The organism is Fischerella sp. PCC 9605 (genome assembly GCF_000517105.1).
Lineage (GTDB): Bacteria > Cyanobacteriota > Cyanobacteriia > Cyanobacteriales > Nostocaceae > PCC9605.
Genome location: NZ_KI912148.1, coordinates 931,792 through 948,442 on the forward strand (window position 1 = coordinate 931,792; position 16,651 = coordinate 948,442).

A 16,651-nucleotide genomic window follows, 5' to 3' on the forward strand; every position below is an offset into this window, starting at 1 on the left:
AACCAACAATCAACAACGAACAACCAACAACCAACAATTATGCAAATCGACTTTCATCATGGTGTCACCTACGTAGCCGCACGATTGGCTGGATTTGATCGTGAAGCTGCTAGTATCATTGCTTACTGCGCTCAGTACGTGGATGATGCCACGAATGCTGGAGTTATCCGCTTTGATAACGGCGCACTATTTAGCCGCATCAGTTCCGCCCACAAAATGCTCGACTATCGCAACTTTCAGGAACTGGCAAATCACCGCGTTTGGATTCCCTTTCATTTTCTGCCGGGAAACGGCGGACTAAAAGCAGGGCAAGATCCGTCGAGAAACTTTATTGACAAGCTCATCTGTCGCCCTAACAGCTACATAGCTAAGGATATGGTCAAAGAGTGCATCCTCCGCCGTGATGCTTCCTACGGACTGCATCGCCTTGGCATCACCATGCATGTATATGTCGATACTTGGGCGCACCAGGGCTTTGCCGGTGTCAACCATCAAGTTAATGAAGCTAAAAAGTTGGTGGATGAATACGGCAAACCCGATCGCAGTCTTATGGATCGTCTAAAAAATTACTTTGTTAGCGAAGCTTTACCTCTAGGACACGGAGCAGTTCTCGGCCACCCCGATAAGCCGTTTTTACGTTGGGGTTATACCAACGGCAGGGGCGAGAAAATTGCCAGAAACAATCCTAAAGATTTTCTGGAGGCGGCTGGCTATATGTGTAAAGCGATGCAGCGTTATCTAGCAGGCGATCCAGACGCATCTGTGCCGGGACTGCCGGAATCGGATCGGGCTACAATTGCTTTCATGCTAGAAAATATTACTGATAATAATGGTAGTGTCAGACACAAAAAGTGGTTGCAAGCGATCGCCGAGGGTAAGTTTAGCTTTGGCAAAGCATATGTCACCTATATCCCCAAAGGCAAAAATTCTTGGAAATATTTAGCCCTTGGTACAGAAGATGATGTAGACCGGGAAAACGAAGTATTTTCTTATCACTCCACCTTTTTAGCCAGTGATTGGAAACTATTTCACGACGCTTTGCAGGCACATCACTTTTACATCATCCACGACCTTTTACCTAGGTATGGAATTTGTGTTGCTTAATACGTACAGAGTTAGTGGTTAGTGGTGAGCCAGCGCGGTCTACCCTATTGGGAAGCCGCTGCGCGTCTATGGGGAGGCGCGGGTGCCGCATAGGGTCAGCACATAGAGGAGGCGCGTGTTCGGAAAGAGCGTCCGAACTTTAAGCGCCGTCGCCGTGGTTCCCCCCATGTAGACGCCCGCAGGGCGGCTTCGGTGCAGGGTACGACTGGCGTAGACGCCCCTTGTGGGCGGTGAGCAGCGCGCGCGGTCTTGGGGAGGCAGTGCGGTCTTGGGGAGGCGCGGGTGCGGAACCTGCGTCCGCACATAGAGCGCCGTGGTTCCCCCCATGAGCACCTGCCGTGGTTTCCCCCATGAGCGACTGCGTAGACGCGCGCAGCGCGGCTTCTCGCAGAGTAGGGCTTCTCGTAGAGTACCCGGAGGGTTAGTAGTTAGTGGGAAAAACCAACAACTAACAATCAATTCTACCTACCAACTACCAATAAACAAATAACAAATTTCTGGAAATCAGCAGCTAGGAACGGTGAGTAAAAGAACGTACAGCAGTGACACATTAATAACAGAGGTGCTTAATGAATCTTTTTGTCACAGGTGGCTCAGGATTTCTTGGTAAGAGACTAATAAAACGTTTGATTAGTGACAACAATCATGTCACAGCTTTAGCTAGATCTGATTCATCAGGGAGAACTATTGAACAATTAGGCGCAAAAACTATCAAAGGAAATCTAGAGAATATTAGCGACTGGGAAGCATACTTAGCGGGACAAGAGATCGTTATTCATTGTGCTGCACCAGTCGAATTTTGGGGATCTTGGGAAAAGTTTTATCAAGAAATTACTCTAGCTACAAAGAACTTGTTAATCAGTGCTAGCAAGATGAATGTTAAAAAATTCATCTATATTAGTTCCGAATCAGTTCTGCAAGATGAGCTTCCTTTAATTGATATAGATGAAACATACCCTTATCCAGCAGAACCCAATTCTTACTATGGAAAAGCTAAGAAATTAGCTGAAGAAGAAATCTTAAATTTCCCTACAGAAATGAAGTGTATTATCCTGCGTCCTACTTATGTTTGGGGCAAGGGAGATAAAACACCGCAAACATTAGAAACAAAAGTCAAATCTGGCCAATTTTTATGGATAGATAGCGGTGAATGTGTAATTGAAACCGTTCATGTAGATAACCTCGTAGAAGCCATATCCTTAGCTTGTGTAAAAGGAGAAAATAAAGAAATCTATATTGTTACTGATGATGACCCTATAACTGTCAGAGATTACTTTACTCAACTTTTCAAAATCAGAAGAATAAACCCTCCAAACACAAATTTACCGAGTCTGATTGTTAATCCTCTGGCAAGTATAGTTGAATCAATTTGGAAATTGCTGAATATCAAAAGCACACCTCCTCTTTCCAAATTTGAAATATCTTTTGTGGCAATGCCCAGAAAATACAATATTTCAAAAATTAAACAGGAATTGGACTATAAACCCATCATGACTAGAGAAATGGGATTGAAGGAAATGATGAATAGTTAGTAGTTAATAGTGTTAGTAGTTAGTAGTTAATAGTAATTATTAACAAATGACAAATGACAAATGACCAATGACAAATGAGGTAATTTATGCAGCGTGAAATACCACTTTACACATTAGAAGGTGTGCGGAATACCGAGGTTTCCACACATCATTTTTCAACTGAAGATATGCTGGGACTTAGCATGTTGCGGTTCCAGCGTGCAGCTTGTGACGATGTAGTTTTGATTATTCACGGTCTAACTACATCAACAGATATGTTCATCATGCCCGAACATTACAACCTCGTGCAGTATTTGTTGGACAACGGGTTTGGTGATGTTTGGACATTAGACTATCGAATGAGCAACAGACATACGTATAATCTGCAAATGCATCGCCATAACATGGATGATATCGCTCTGTTCGACCATCCAGCAGCGATCGCCAAGATGCGCGAACAAATAGGCGATCGCCGCATCCACGTTATCTGTCATTGTTTGGGTTCTGTATCCTTTACAATGAGCTTGTTTGCCAAAGCTGTCACAGGTATTACTAGCGTCATTTCCAATAGTGCAGCCTTAACACCGCGTGTACCCAACTGGTCATTCGTCAAATTAAATCTTGCGCCTTTCCTAGTCGAATATGTTTTGGGACTTCCCCACCTAAACCCGCGCTGGAGTGAAGAAGCTGGTATCACAAAAGGCAAACTCTTCTCTAAAACTGTCTCGGCATTTCACCATGAATGCAATGTACCTTCTTGCCATATGCTAAGCGTAATGTGGGGAACAGGCTGGCCAGCTTTATACAGCCATGAAAATCTCCACGAAGTTACCCACCAACGCGGTGCAGACTTATACGGTGGTACTGGTTTGCATTACTATCGACATGTCCGCAAAATGGTAAAAAACAATAATACAGCGGTCAAACTTGAGCCAAATAATCCTAAATATGACCGCCTACCCAATAACTACCTTGAGTACGCACGGGAAATTGAAACTCCCGTCCTATTCATGACAGGCGATAACAATCACGTGTTTACTGATTCTAATATTGTCTGTCACAAGAGATTGGAGCAAATCGTACCAGGCAGACATGAACTTCACGTTTTCCCTGGCTACGGTCATCAAGACGTGTTTATGGGTAAAAACGTCCACATCGATATTTTCCCCAGATTGCTGCAATTTTTGAACAAGCAACGGTCTAAATATGTGAGTGGAAACACTGTAGCAACGACAGCTAATTGAAAACTAGGTTTTTGTAATTCTCAGCTTTCAATCTTAATCCTTCTTTACTTTATAAATTCGGCTAATCATTTAGTGTGAATTTCTGGTGGCAATTGATAACAGTTAGGAGTTAATAACTTACAACTCCTAACTCGCTTCCATTAAGAATGTAGAAACTTTCACCGATAAAATCTTGGATTCTACTGTAGGCGATCCAACTCGGATGTTAATTGTTTTGGCTCCAGTCGAAAAATATGCATTACTGTTTCGTAAACTTTACGATTTGAGTTTAGATTATCGAGCTAGATATGGTTGCTTTACATTTATTTCGTTCTATGTTAAAGCGATTCGTTCTGACTATTTAGCTCAAGGCGATCCGAAAAAGCGTTTCTGTGAATTGATGTTTTATTTGGGTATGAACCCAACAAAAATGACGGATGTGATTTTGGATGAGATAGTGTCAAAAATTGATGATTTGTGTGTGGAGCATAAAGCTTTTCGCTATATGCACACTAAGACTGTGAAAGATGCTGAGCGTAGAAATAAGATTGACCCGAATGTTTTTTATGCTCAAGAGGCAAGTGTATCTTTAGTGAGCGAATAGTTAGTAGATTCCCCCTAGCCCTCCTTGAAAATAGAGGAAATATCTATCACTATCAAAGTCCCCCTTTTTAAGGGGGATTTAGGGGGATCGTAAAACTAGATGTTGTGTAATGACTAGGTTGAAAACACACTCTTGTGAAAAGGCAAAATCCGTATAAAAACTAAAAACTTTAAGAAAGGAGATTTTATAGTGAGCGATCGCCTTGCACCATTTCCAAAAGAAGGTAGCTGTAGTTAAAAGCACAACCGCCGAAACCAATGTATACGAAGTGCTTCCTAACACCGAAGTGGAGATACTACCGGACTATGAAGAAGCCCTGAGAGCGCTGGACTACGAGCAGGTGGACGCCATCCTCGCTGACGACTCAATTTTGTTAGGAATAATACAGCAGCAACCAGGACAATATCGACTTGTAAACCATAGGTTAACGGAAGAACCCTACGCTGCGGCAGTCGTCAAAGGCGATCGCTTCTTACTCAATGCTGTAGACCAAGCAGTACGCCATTTCAAAGAATCCGGAACTTGGGTAGAAAGCTTTACTCGTTACTTCTCCAGTCAACCCGTACCAGAACTACCGAAGATGGGCAGACGTTCTAGCCTTGGTGATATTACTAATCAAAACAATGTCCCCTCTTCCCCCACTCTCCCACTTCCCCCTTCTCCCACTCCTCCCCTACCGCTTGCTAAACCAGGAACAGCGTTACGTCGCATTCAAAACCGGGGTTATTTGATTGTTGCAGTTAAAGACAACGTACCTGGCTTTGGCTACCGTGACCCCAAAACAGGTGAGTACAGTGGTTTAGAAATAGATTTAGCGCGTGCAGTCGCAGAGCAAATTTTTGGCGCTCGCGCTAAAGTAAAGTTTCATCCCGTCAAGTCTGAACAACGTCTGCCCCTACTACGTTCCCTTGCCAGCATCTTTGACCCTGTGCAAAAGATTTTCAGCATCCTGTCAACATCCCTTACAAGTAACTGGTGGCATCTCGGCATGGCGGGAAAACTACCGGAATTCCTCTGCCCAAAAGAATGTGTCGGTCAACAGGATTTTGTCGGGTTTGACTACTACTGGGGTATCAGTAATTTGCGAATTCACCGCGTCAAACAATTAATGGATGCTGCTTTCGGACGCTTTAACAATGCACCCGTTTGGTCTGGTGTACTCTATGATATGCTTAAATTCCACGCCAAGCTATTCCCCGATAAAGAAATTTTGATTGTTGAGAACGGTTGCGTTGATGTAGCAGACGGCGTGAAGCGCGAAGATTACATCCGCCAGCACATCCGCGAAGTACAGCGTGCTTGTAATGATGGCGTCAAGGTAGCAGGTTACGTCTGTTGGAGCATGACCTCAAACCGCGAGTGGGGTTTGAAGTTTGGCCCGGCCAGTGACTTTGGGTTATACCATATTGATCTAGACACAGACTCAGAATTAAAGCGCAAACCAACTACAGCAGCGGCGACGTACCGAGAGATTATAGAAAAACGAACTGTTTGATTTATTACCTTCGTGTCTTAGTACGCCAGGTGCTACAACGGGGGAAACCCCCGCAACGCACTGGCTCGTCTTAGTGGTTTAAAAAAATATTTTTTTATCACCAATACACAAAGACACCAAGCAAAATCATTATTTTTATGGCTCACACAAGGCTAGTCTTACCTTGAGGATGAACAGTTGGAGCATCTAAACCAGATCAATTTGCTAACAAAAAATTTGTAGCATTAACAACAACTTGTGCAGCTCCGGTAAAAAAGGAGCGTTCAATAGTAGATGGAGTATCGCTGGCTTGGTGGTAGTGAGGAGTACGTAGATTTGCTGTATCTGTTATTAGTACAGCCCCTACTCCTTGCAGCCAGAAGGGAGCATGATCGCTGCGTAGGGTGTCTGGCGTGAGCAAGCCTTTGAAAGGAATTGGCAATGTCAATACAGGTGGGAGATTCACGTCCCCCTTTTTAAGGGAGGTCGGGGAGAGCGTCTCTGCCTTATTTAGGGAGGTTGGGGAAATAACTTGTGAGTTTTGAAAAGCATTGAGCAGTTGTAAATGCTCAGTATCACCTACTACCGCCAAAAAATCTCCTTTATCGCTGGGTGGAGTAACAGGAATACTTGTAGGATATTGCTGACAGCCAGGTGTGTAGCAAGCGTAACCAACCATATCCATAACGATCGCCCCGTGCAGGTTTTGTAAGTTTGCTGCTTTTTGAGTAAAAGCTTGACTTCCCAGCAGTCCAACTTCTTCTTTGTCGAAAAATGCTAATTGCAATGTTCGGGGTGTGGGACGGGAACCGAGAATACGAGCAATTTCTAAAAGTACCGCAATGCCGGTGGCATTATCATCGGCACCAGGTGAGATGGCAACGGTATCGTAATGCGCTCCCACCAGAATCGCTCCTGCTTGTTTGTCAGTTCCTTGTCGTTCAGCAAAGATGTTAACACCTTCGGAAAATTTTTGTAGCTGGGGCTTCCAGCCAAATTTTTTGAGTTGGGAAGTTATGTAAGTGCGGGTACGCGATCGCTCTGGATCGGTGTAACGTTTAAAATTCAAATTTTGAATGTGGGCAAATAGCTTTTGCGCTGATACTGGAGGGGGAGAAGACGCAGTGAGTTTCTCCGTGTTCTCTTTCACTGGGTTTGAATTTTCCACTTTCCCAGTTTCAATCACAGCTGGCTGTTGGAACTGTGTCAAAAATCCACTACTACCTACTGCCGCAAATGCAACCAATACTGCCAGCAGCAACCAAATCCATTTTTTCATGGGATACATCCATGCCTTCTTGACCTAGAATAGCGCTTTCACCAAATTCGACAGTTCGTCTTTTGACAGAGGTCAAAACTTAGCTTAAAGTTCCTATGAAATAGTTATCAAATTACCAAGAGCAACCCACAACGAGGGTCAGGAGCAATAAACTTTGATGAGAGAGAAAAGCAAACATCACCTTGAATAAAGCTAAGTGAAAATGTTGGATTTGTGGTTGCTCGTGACTTTGGGATTCCTGGGAAGTTTTGGACATTGCTTAGGGATGTGCGGTCCCTTGGCAGTGGCCTTTTCTCTGTCTCATCAACAGGAAAATGATCGTTGGCGACAGCAATTCAAGTTTCACACTCTGCTTAACTTGGGGAGGATGCTGAGCTATACTCTAGTCGGTGCGGGAATTGGAGCGCTGGGTTCGGTATTGCTTGCTAGTGGTCAAATGGCGGGTGTTGGTAGCCAATTACGCCAATTGACTGCAATAATTACTGGTATTATGTTGATTTGGTTTGGGCTAGGACAAATCAAACCCGATTTGCTGCCCCGGATACCAGTATTACACCCCCTATTGCAGGGGAGTTTGCATAACCGCTTGAGTGCGGGAATGGTCAAGCTTTCTCTTCAAAACAAATGGTGGACGCCAGCAGTTTTGGGCATGACTTGGGGTTTAATGCCCTGTGGTTTTTTGTATGTAGCTCAAATTAAAGCTGCGGAAACTGGTAATTTGTGGATGGGTGCATTAACAATGTTGGTTTTTGGCTTGGGAACCCTCCCCACAATGCTAGGTGTAGGTGTGTCTGCATCTGTACTGAGTAAAGATAGGCGCAGTCAATTGTTTCGTTTAGGTGGCTGGGTAACTCTCACCATTGGTGTGCTAACACTGTTGCGGACTGGTGACACAATGGCAGATTACACTGGTCACGCCGCACTGATATTACTCATGTTGGCACTCATTGCTCGTCCGATGAGCGGCTTGTGGGGAGCACCTCTACGTTATCGTCGTGCTTTGGGAGTAGGCGCTTTTGTGCTTGCCATTGTCCACACCACCCATATGATGGAACACTCACTGCAATGGAATTTTGCTGCCTTCTTTTTCTTGCCTCCAGATTTTCAGTGGGGTATGGTTGCGGGTACTGTGGCACTGGTTTTAATGACTCCTGCTGCTATGACGAGTTTTGATTCATTACAAAAGTCTTTAGGCAAGCGCTGGCGGCAAATTCATCTGTTGAGTTTACCAGCTTTGTTATTGAGTGCCATTCATACTATGATGATTGGCTCTCATTATCTTGGTTCTTTACAATCAACTTGGGGAAATAAGTTAGCAACAGTGCTACTAGGAATTATCTCTCTTAGTGTTTTGCTAGTAAGAACTCACTTTTTTTGGTCAATACTATCTCTAGAAAAATTTTACGTCCCTCCTAGTAAGTCAAACCAAATCAAAAGTAAAAACTGACAGCTATTTTCAGATGAATAGATTATAGTGAGTGAAACAGCCTGGAGGCAAAGTCTCCAAACCCTCGTTATTAGGTTCAACCTGGTAACGAGAATTAGAGCCTCTGGCTCTCCCAATCGAATTCAGATTAAGAGAGAATGTTAGAAAACGAGTAGCTATGGCATGACCAAATATTTAATCAATCGTTTACTAACTTCTATCCCGACACTCATTGCCATCAGTATTGTTGTCTTCGCAATTTTGGCATTAGCACCAGGCGATCCGATGGGTGAATTTGCGCTTAATCCCTCCATTACAGCAGAAGTTCGGGAGAATTTGAAAAGATCGCTGGGTTTGGATCAACCGATGCATATCCGTTACATCAAATGGGTTACGTCTTTTATCAGTGGAGACATGGGTTATTCCTTCACCAGCCGTAGCTCAGTCAGTGAGTTGATTCTCCAACGCCTACCGACAACTTTATGGATAGTTGGTTCTGCTTATGTTATCAGTGCGCTGCTAGCTGTTCCTTTGGGGGTAATTTCCGCTCTTAAACGCCATTCAGTTGTAGATATGATAGTGACAACTATCGTATTTTTAGGATTTTCTTTACCGACATTTTTTACTGGGTTGCTATTTATTATTGTCTTTAGCGTGCAATTAAAATGGCTACCTTTTATCTATAACAGTACTTTGCAGGTGACAGATTGGCAGAGTTTTGTAGCCCAAATTAAACAATCGATTATGCCTGTGTGTGTGCTGACACTTTGGCAAACAGCATTGTTAATGCGTTTTGTCCGTTCCGAAGTTTTAGAAAAAGTCCATCAAGATTACGTGCGTACTGCTTATGCTAAGGGATTGTCTACCTTTGCAGTCATCAAGCGTCATGTTTTGCGGAATGCTTTAATTCCTGTAGTTACGTTGGTGGCATTAGATATTCCCAATATTTTTGCAGGGGCTTTGGTGACAGAACAGGTTTTTCGTGTTCCTGGTATTGGTGCTTTATTGATTGAATCTATTTATCGCAATGACACACCAGTTGTGATGGCAATTACTTTTATTTATGCAATTTTGATTGTTATTTTTAATTTAGTTGCAGATATTCTTTACGGTTGGTTAGATCCTCGTGTTCAATACACGAAGTAGTTAGAAGCTAATAATTTATGTTAGAGCGATCGCCAAATCAGAACACAGTAGATTCCGAGTTTTCCGGTTCTGATTTTATCCTTGAACAAAGAACCCTCAGTCTAGATATATGGCGCAAGTTTCGGCGCAACCGTCAGGCTTTGTTTGGTACTGTGGTGCTGCTGGTGATAGTTTTAAGTGTGATTTTGGGGCCATTTATATACACGACTCCTTTCAACCAAGTTGACTTCGCTAAATCTAGTCTCCCCCCCAGTTGGGAACATCCCTTTGGTACAAATGATTTGGGTCAGGATATATTAGCGAGGTTGTTATATGGTGGACGGATATCAATCGCCGTGGGAATTTTTTCCATGTTGGTTGCTATCTTTATAGGGACATTCATTGGTGCGATCTCCGGTTTTTATGGCGGTTTTTTGGATACGCTGTTGATGCGGTTGACAGATTTGTGCTTGGCTTTACCGCGATTACCGTTGTTACTGTTGGTAATATTTCTATTCCGTGATGCCATTAAAGCGATCGCAGGGCCAGAGTTGGGTATATTTGCACTGGTAGTCTTGATTATTGGTGGACTCAATTGGATGTCTGTAGCCAGACTAGTCAGAGCCGATTTTTTGACTGTACGTGAAATGGAATTTGTCACGGCTGCGCGGGCACTTGGTGCTAATCCTAGGCGACTAATTTGGATTCACATTTTGCCAAATGTCATTAGTCCCGTGCTGGTTGCAGCTACTCTTTCAGTTGGCAATGCAATTATCACGGAATCAACCCTCAGTTTTTTTGGTCTTGGTTTTCCGCCAGATGTACCAACCTGGGGACGAATGCTTTATGAAGCACAAAATTTTCTGGAATTTGCTCCTTATATGGTGCTGTTTCCAGGGACGGCAATATTTCTGACGGTACTGAGTATTAATTTTATTGGAGACGGTTTGAGAGATGCCTTAGATCCCAGGCTCTCTTGAAAATAGGGGAAAGGGGAAAGGGGAATAGGTATTTTCATCCTTGGTTGTGGGATTTTCCCGTAATTAACTGCCTTGAAAAAAGGTAGCTTGCTGAAGAAAAGTTGCCAATCAAATTGCTTCTTCTGTACCAAACACATTGAAAATCTCATCTAAACCCGTAGATGAGAATAATATTATTACCAGGCATATCGACTTTTTCTTTCAAATCAAGCCCGTATTTTTGGGAAGTCCTAGTAATGTCTGTAATGTCTTTTAGTCCCCATTCCGGCACTCCGTAAGAGAGAAGGGTTCTGTCGAATTCTTCATTTGATGGTGTTGTGTAAGCGCCATCAACTTTAAATGGGCCGTAAATGAACAGAGAACCGCGATCGCTAAGATGGTTTGCCGTACAATTCATCATCCCATCTGCAACAGAGATTGGCGCAACCTGGAATATATTAATACAGAAAATGGCATCAAATTTTTTTCCAATTAGAACTGACCAGGTTTGCGGCTGAGTTAAATCCAGTTTTATTGGCGGTTGGACGTTTTTAAGATTAGTCTGTTGAGTTAATTGCCCAATATTTTCAAACACCTCCTCATTCATATCCGAGGGCTGAAAACTCAGGTGCTGAAAATGAGGAGCGAAGTAGTTGATGTGCATGCCACTACCAGAGGCAAACTCTAGAACGTAACCTTCGCTCTTAGGTAACTTTTCTTTAAACACTTCCAGAATCGGATCGCGGTTGCGATTCCCTGCCCAGGCAACGTAGGGACTAAGCGGATACGGATCGAGTGGAGGTTTTTCTAATGTTGACATTTGTTGCTTATCTATGGTATTCGCGCGGAATGGAGAATCATTGAGATTCTGCCGGATAGAAAGGAGAACTCATGCCAATACTAGCTTGTTTGGTTGCATCACCATCGAAAAGCTTCACTGTGAGATTTCCATTGACCTGTTTTGCAAATGGAATCAATAAGCCATCAATATAACTTTGGGCATTCTCTATAGAATCAAATTCATAAAAGCCACCAACACTATTAGTGTTTACACCACTTAACCAAGTTTTAGATTTCAATCCTGGGAATTTTTTCATTTCCACATTGATTGGAACCCAATCAATTTCACCGAACGGAATTGAGATTTGATACTCGGCGTATACAAATACTTTATTCACAGGCATTTTTGACCTCGTTCTGAATTTGTCTTCTATTATTTGCTTCTGGCACAAGCCCAATATAGAAGCGAACTGAGTTGACTCGTAGGGGTCAAACAATCTGACTTGTGGGTATCTACACTAGTCAAATAGGCGGTACTTTTTTGATCGATTTGCCGTAGATTAGTTCACATTTATTGTACAGTATTTTCTGAAATATAAGCCTTTTTGGAAACAAAATTATGTATAACTAATTATTAGATAATATAAGTTACCATCTTCTTGATAATTGGTTAGTTATAAATCATTTCCTATCTCAAGTAAGATTGATACTAGATGATAAATATGATGAGAGAAATAACACGCCGCAAATTTATCGCAACTGCCACCCTTGCAACGGGTTTTGCCTTGGCTGTGCAACCCATTTCTGCCAAAGTCATCACCACCGATACTAAAGGATTAGTGGCGGGTGCGGTGAAAATTCCCGTCAAAGATGGTGAAATTCCTGCCTACAGAGCAATGCCCGCCACTGGCGGTAATTTTCCAATTGTCCTAGTAATCCAGGAAATATTTGGCGTACACGAACACATTCAGGATATCTGCCGTCGCTTTGCAAAGTTGGGATACGTGGCGATCGCTCCAGAATTGTTCGTGCGTCAGGGCGATGTCTCGAAATTAAGCAGTATTGAAGAAATTCGCCCGATAGTGGCGAAAGTACCGGATGCTCAAGTAATGTCCGATCTTGATGCGACAGTAAACTGGGCTGTAAAGTCATCTAAGGGTAACGTTAATAGATTAGGCATTACAGGTTTCTGCTGGGGTGGTCGCATTACCTGGTTATATGCAGCATACAATCCCAAAGTCAAGGCAGGGGTAGCGTGGTATGGGCGACTAGTAGGCGATACCACCGAACAGACACCCAAGCATCCCGTCGATATTGCCTCCGGGCTGAAAGTTCCTGTTCTCGGACTCTATGGCGGCAAGGATACAGGCATTCCCCTTGATACAGTGGAACAAATGCGCGATCGCCTCAAGTCCAGCAGCAGCAAATCCGAAATCATCGTCTACCCCGATGCGCCCCATGCCTTTTTTGCTGATTATCGCCCCTCCTACCGCGAAAAAGAAGCCAAAGAGGGCTGGCAACGCCTCCAAGCATGGTTTAAGCAGCATGGCGTGTAAGTGCGCGAAATTGCACCAAGACTCTGCGAGCCTCTGCGCTTACCTCCGCGCCCCTCTGCGTTGAAAATGCTACTCTTTTACGCAAATAAAGAACCCTGTGACACCAACAGAATTTTCATTGGCTGGAAAAATCGCCCTGGTGACTGGAGGGAACCGGGGACTAGGGCTGGAAATCGTCAAAGCGCTTGCCAGTGCTGGTGCGTTTGTTCTCATCAATGGACGAAATCAAGAAAACCTAGATCGAGCAGTTACGGCTGTTAAATCGCTTGGCGGATCAGCCTCGCCATTGCAGTTAGATATTACGGATGAAGCAGCCGTTGAAAAAGCATTCAACTCAATTCGAGAACAATACGGGCGGCTTGATATCCTTGTTAATAATGTTGGTATGCGCGATCGCCGTGGTTTGTTTAAATTTGAAATGGATGCGGTACGTCACCTCGTCGAAACCGATCTCATTGCTCCCTTCAATCTCTGCCGGAAAGCAGCGCAGCTAATGATCGAGAATGGAGAGGGGAGAATCATTAACATCACGTCGATTGCCGGATCAATAGCAGGCGCTGGCGACGCTGCTTATACTGCCGCCAAAGGAGGACTTGAAGCTTTAACTCGGGCACTTGCCGCTGAACTCGGAACATACGGAATAACTGTCAATGGTGTTGCCCCTGGCTTTTTCGCAACAGAATCCAATGCGGATATAGTCGCGGATCGGGAAATTGCCGCTTGGCTGCAAAAACGAACCTCTCTTGGTCGTTGGGGAGAACCCAAAGAAATCGCTGGTGCTGTCATTTTCTTTGCTTCAACTGCTGCATCCTACGTCACCGGTCAGGTTTTGGCGGTTGATGGTGGATATCTAACTCATTTCTAATCTTTAGGTGCATGCAATGTTGTGTATATCATGCACGGGTTATCCTAACCTGCCTTTAGGAAATCGAGATTCAGCTCTAGCTTCTCTCCTAACCACAGGGAATGCTCTGTATGGTCTTTCACATCGTCTCCTGTCTCGGGGTGGATAAGAACATCTAACCCCTCACGATTGAGCATTAACCAGGGAACGACCTGGCCAAACTGTTCTGGAGAGAATGCAACTTGATACATTGCTTGTGGGTGCGGGCCAATCGGCCGATCATGCCAGCGTCCTAACCGCACGTCAAACATAGCGCCCAACCCTTCACGTACACGCGCAGCTGCCTCACGACTTGCAGTATCAAAGTAAACATGAGCGTGAAAACCAGTGATTTTAGTAGTATTCTCTTTCATCATTCTCAGCTCCTATTTTCGCTTTTATCACTGAGATTGTGGGGAAACAGCGTAATTGAATCGATACACATCCATTTTGACCTCGTGAAACACAGTTTCCCTCTCATAACGCATACCCAATTTTTCCAGAACTCTAACCGATGCTACGTTTGCTTTTTCAGCAATGCCCAGAATGTATGGAAGCTTGAGTTGCTCAGATCCATATTTTAGAACTGCTGATGCAGCCTCGGTTGCTAAACCTTTACCCCAAAACTTTGGATCTAGTCGATACCCAATCTCTTTTTCATTTTTGTTATCTATTTGCTCTACCGCTATTCCACAATAGCCAATTAATTCATTACTTTCTTTGAAAAAAACAGCCCACTTTCCAAAACCATACTTCGCATACGAAGCAATAAAACCCTCTATTTTCTTTTGAGTTTCTGCAACTGAAAGGATACCTGTTGGAGAGAACTTCATGACTTGCGGATTTGCAAGTATTGGTGCAAGTTGCCGAAAGTCTTCTTGTTTAAATTCTCTAAGAACAAGTCGTTGTGTCTCTACTTGCATGTTGATTATCTGTTTATCAATTATTATTCCTTCGCCAATCTTTAATGTTCCAAGTATCAGTATCCCACGGAGTTAAATCTACACCAGCCAGCCGATTACTTGCAGCACTGACGTTGGCGCGACCAATTAGGGGAATCACAATTGCATCTTTAATTAGTAAATCGTTCATTTGAATAAATAGCTGTCGGCGTTTTTCTGAATTTAACTCCTTTGTAGACTGTTGCCAAAGCTTGTCATATTCAGGATTGCAATAGCGTGAAACGTTGTAACGTGACCAATTGTTCTTTTTTTGAGGAATATCATCACAAGTCCACGTCTTCATATATGCACCAGGGTCGGGATTTTCATTGCCGTTAGTATACATTTGCATATCGGCGTAGAAACGAGCAGTCGTATCTGGATTAGAAGGATCGGCAGAGAAATAAATACTTGGATCTATATTTTTGAGTTCCACCTTCACGCCAATCGATGTTAATGCTTGTTTAATGATTTCCTGAGTTTTCTGGCGGATAGGATTAACTCCTGTCTGGAAAAGAACGTTCATTTCCACGCCATTTTTATCTCGGATACCGTTACCATTTGTGTCTTTCCATCCTTCTTCATCAAGTAAAGCGGCTGCTTGTTTGAGGTCAAATTCGTATTTAGTATTGGGCGAATTATAAATATCTGGTGCAACTAGAGTATTGGCAATAGGACGACCAGTGGAACCGTACAAGCGTTTAGCAATAGTGTCGCGATCAATAGCATAACTAAAAGCTTGGCGCACTTTCTTGTCAGTAAAGAAAGGATGGGGAAACTGGAGACTAGAGCGATCGCCATCCGCTGTCTGCTTGTTTGGATCAGTTTGATTGAGAAAAATCCGCTCTGCCAAACCTCCAAAGCTGCTGACTAGTTTACCCTTGCCGACTCTTTCCAATTGCTTGAGTATGGGTGCTTCTACCTGGAGATTCCAAGCAAAATCAACGTCTCCAGTCTGTAGCGCGGCTCTAGCAGCAGAAGTTACATCACCACCGCCTTTGAGTTCTACTCGCTTAAACAAAGACTCAGTGGGTTCCCGGAAAAAGGAATTTGGCTCAAAGATAACTATGTCACCAGGTTTGAATTCTACCACTCGATAGGGCCCAGTACCGACAGGCCGCAAATTTCCAGGAGCTTCCCTAGCGTTGGAACCATTGTATTTCTCAAAGATGTGCTGCGGTAGAATTAACCCATTTTGACCAACAAACGGCAAAGACCAAGCGGGATTGACATCTTTGAAAGTGATTTTAACGGTATGGTCGTCAATAGCTTCGATGCTTTTGATGGTTTCGTAGTAAGCGGTGGTCGTAGCACCAACAGCCGGATTGGAGAGGAATTTATAAGTAAATACCACATCGGCCGCTGTAAAAACTTTTCCATCAGACCACTTAACTCCTTGCTTGAGTTTCCAGGTAACTGATTTGCCGTCCTTCGTTAGTCCACCGTTTTCAAGTGTAGGGATCTCTGCGGCGAGAAAGGGAATTAATTTACCGTCCTTGTTATAACTGGCAAAGGGTTCATAGGTGATTCGACTGGCGTGATAGTCTTTGGTGCCTTGGGTGAGATGAGGATTAAGGATTGTTGGAGCTTGCCAGTAAAGTAATCGTAATGTGTCATTATTACTACTTGATGCTTGTTGAGTAGATGCTGTGGTGTTAGAAGATTCAGGTTTTTGAGGAGAACAAGCTGTTACAAACAATACACTTATTAACGACAGAGCAAAAATTTGACTTCTGCTAAATTTTTTAGATACAAACATATTTAAATTTTTTCAAGGTAGTGTTGT

At 43.5% G+C, this 16,651-nt stretch carries 16 protein-coding genes; 10 read left to right on the plus strand and 6 right to left on the minus strand.

Features of this window, described 5'->3' with window-relative positions; translation table 11 throughout:
• Positions 1–39 precede the first annotated feature (39 nt).
• From FIS9605_RS0106500 to FIS9605_RS36415, 5 genes are all read left to right on the plus strand, one after another.
• Positions 40–1,104: a DUF6765 family protein gene (locus FIS9605_RS0106500; RefSeq protein WP_026731866.1), complete on the plus strand. Its 1,065-nt coding sequence runs from the start codon at positions 40–42 to the stop codon at positions 1,102–1,104.
• 569 nt (positions 1,105–1,673) lie between these two features.
• The gene (locus FIS9605_RS0106505; protein WP_026731867.1) at positions 1,674–2,636 is read left to right on the plus strand and encodes an NAD-dependent epimerase/dehydratase family protein; all 963 of its coding nucleotides are present in this window, start codon (positions 1,674–1,676) and stop codon (positions 2,634–2,636) included.
• Positions 2,637–2,722: 86 nt separating this feature from the next.
• The gene (locus FIS9605_RS36410) at positions 2,723–3,859 is read left to right on the plus strand and encodes an alpha/beta fold hydrolase (RefSeq protein ID WP_035139430.1); all 1,137 of its coding nucleotides are present in this window, start codon (positions 2,723–2,725) and stop codon (positions 3,857–3,859) included.
• A 172-nt stretch (positions 3,860–4,031) separates the two neighbouring features.
• Entirely contained in the window at positions 4,032–4,442 is a 411-nt protein-coding gene (locus FIS9605_RS0106515; RefSeq protein ID WP_026731868.1) for a hypothetical protein, read from the plus strand.
• 202 nt (positions 4,443–4,644) lie between these two features.
• Positions 4,645–5,937, plus strand: coding sequence for a family 1 glycosylhydrolase (locus FIS9605_RS36415; protein ID WP_231510254.1), 1,293 nt, complete (start codon positions 4,645–4,647; stop codon positions 5,935–5,937).
• A 196-nt stretch (positions 5,938–6,133) separates the two neighbouring features.
• Here the strand turns inward: FIS9605_RS36415 and FIS9605_RS0106525 are convergent, their stop codons facing one another.
• Positions 6,134–7,195 carry a M28 family peptidase gene (locus FIS9605_RS0106525; protein WP_026731869.1) on the minus strand — a complete coding sequence of 354 codons (1,062 nt, stop codon included), beginning with the start codon at positions 7,193–7,195 and terminating at the stop codon, positions 6,134–6,136.
• A 202-nt stretch (positions 7,196–7,397) separates the two neighbouring features.
• Here FIS9605_RS0106525 and FIS9605_RS0106530 point away from each other — a divergent pair, with 202 nt between their 5' ends.
• The 3 genes from FIS9605_RS0106530 (at position 7,398) to FIS9605_RS0106540 (ending at position 10,726) form a co-directional block, all read left to right on the plus strand.
• Positions 7,398–8,642: an urease accessory protein UreH domain-containing protein gene (locus FIS9605_RS0106530; RefSeq protein ID WP_026731870.1), complete on the plus strand. Its 1,245-nt coding sequence runs from the start codon at positions 7,398–7,400 to the stop codon at positions 8,640–8,642.
• 162 nt (positions 8,643–8,804) lie between these two features.
• Positions 8,805–9,767: an ABC transporter permease gene (locus tag FIS9605_RS0106535; RefSeq protein WP_026731871.1), complete on the plus strand. Its 963-nt coding sequence runs from the start codon at positions 8,805–8,807 to the stop codon at positions 9,765–9,767.
• Between the two features lie 17 nt (positions 9,768–9,784).
• Entirely contained in the window at positions 9,785–10,726 is a 942-nt protein-coding gene (locus FIS9605_RS0106540) for an ABC transporter permease (protein ID WP_026731872.1), read from the plus strand.
• 145 nt (positions 10,727–10,871) lie between these two features.
• Here FIS9605_RS0106540 and FIS9605_RS0106545 read toward each other — a convergent pair whose 3' ends face one another.
• Both FIS9605_RS0106545 and FIS9605_RS0106550 read right to left on the minus strand, forming a co-directional pair.
• Positions 10,872–11,525, minus strand: coding sequence for a DUF938 domain-containing protein (locus FIS9605_RS0106545; protein WP_026731873.1), 654 nt, complete (start codon positions 11,523–11,525; stop codon positions 10,872–10,874).
• Positions 11,526–11,562: 37 nt separating this feature from the next.
• Positions 11,563–11,889, minus strand: a complete 327-nt coding sequence (locus FIS9605_RS0106550; protein ID WP_026731874.1) for a YdhR family protein — start codon at positions 11,887–11,889, stop codon at positions 11,563–11,565.
• A 321-nt stretch (positions 11,890–12,210) separates the two neighbouring features.
• On the opposite strand from FIS9605_RS0106550, the gene FIS9605_RS0106555 reads away from it, so the two are divergent.
• Entirely contained in the window at positions 12,211–13,041 is an 831-nt protein-coding gene (locus FIS9605_RS0106555; protein ID WP_026731875.1) for a dienelactone hydrolase family protein, read from the plus strand.
• A 139-nt stretch (positions 13,042–13,180) separates the two neighbouring features.
• Positions 13,181–13,906: an SDR family oxidoreductase gene (locus FIS9605_RS0106560; RefSeq protein WP_231510255.1), complete on the plus strand. Its 726-nt coding sequence runs from the start codon at positions 13,181–13,183 to the stop codon at positions 13,904–13,906.
• A 44-nt stretch (positions 13,907–13,950) separates the two neighbouring features.
• On the opposite strand, the gene FIS9605_RS0106565 is transcribed toward FIS9605_RS0106560, so the two are convergent.
• From FIS9605_RS0106565 to FIS9605_RS0106575, 3 genes are read right to left on the minus strand one after another with little or no spacing between them, the layout of a single operon-like run.
• Complete coding sequence (locus FIS9605_RS0106565) at positions 13,951–14,298, minus strand: DOPA 4,5-dioxygenase family protein (RefSeq protein WP_026731877.1); 348 nt, start codon at positions 14,296–14,298, stop codon at positions 13,951–13,953.
• A gap of 27 nt (positions 14,299–14,325) precedes the next feature.
• Positions 14,326–14,847: a GNAT family N-acetyltransferase gene (locus tag FIS9605_RS0106570; protein ID WP_026731878.1), complete on the minus strand. Its 522-nt coding sequence runs from the start codon at positions 14,845–14,847 to the stop codon at positions 14,326–14,328.
• Positions 14,848–14,863: 16 nt separating this feature from the next.
• Positions 14,864–16,624 carry a peptide ABC transporter substrate-binding protein gene (locus FIS9605_RS0106575; protein ID WP_026731879.1) on the minus strand — a complete coding sequence of 587 codons (1,761 nt, stop codon included), beginning with the start codon at positions 16,622–16,624 and terminating at the stop codon, positions 14,864–14,866.
• Positions 16,625–16,651 lie beyond the last annotated feature (27 nt).

Coding starts and splice junctions, on each gene's coding strand:
- FIS9605_RS0106500 (WP_026731866.1), top strand. CDS start 40: ATGCAAATCGACTTTCATCATGGTGTCACCTACGTAGCCGCACGATTG.
- FIS9605_RS0106505 (WP_026731867.1), top strand. CDS start 1,674: ATGAATCTTTTTGTCACAGGTGGCTCAGGATTTCTTGGTAAGAGACTA.
- FIS9605_RS36410 (WP_035139430.1), top strand. CDS start 2,723: ATGCAGCGTGAAATACCACTTTACACATTAGAAGGTGTGCGGAATACC.
- FIS9605_RS0106525 (WP_026731869.1), bottom strand. CDS start 7,195: ATGAAAAAATGGATTTGGTTGCTGCTGGCAGTATTGGTTGCATTTGCG.
- FIS9605_RS0106530 (WP_026731870.1), top strand. CDS start 7,398: ATGTTGGATTTGTGGTTGCTCGTGACTTTGGGATTCCTGGGAAGTTTT.
- FIS9605_RS0106535 (WP_026731871.1), top strand. CDS start 8,805: ATGACCAAATATTTAATCAATCGTTTACTAACTTCTATCCCGACACTC.
- FIS9605_RS0106540 (WP_026731872.1), top strand. CDS start 9,785: ATGTTAGAGCGATCGCCAAATCAGAACACAGTAGATTCCGAGTTTTCC.
- FIS9605_RS0106545 (WP_026731873.1), bottom strand. CDS start 11,525: ATGTCAACATTAGAAAAACCTCCACTCGATCCGTATCCGCTTAGTCCC.
- FIS9605_RS0106550 (WP_026731874.1), bottom strand. CDS start 11,889: ATGCCTGTGAATAAAGTATTTGTATACGCCGAGTATCAAATCTCAATT.
- FIS9605_RS0106555 (WP_026731875.1), top strand. CDS start 12,211: ATGAGAGAAATAACACGCCGCAAATTTATCGCAACTGCCACCCTTGCA.
- FIS9605_RS0106565 (WP_026731877.1), bottom strand. CDS start 14,298: ATGAAAGAGAATACTACTAAAATCACTGGTTTTCACGCTCATGTTTAC.
- FIS9605_RS0106570 (WP_026731878.1), bottom strand. CDS start 14,847: ATGCAAGTAGAGACACAACGACTTGTTCTTAGAGAATTTAAACAAGAA.
- FIS9605_RS0106575 (WP_026731879.1), bottom strand. CDS start 16,624: ATGTTTGTATCTAAAAAATTTAGCAGAAGTCAAATTTTTGCTCTGTCG.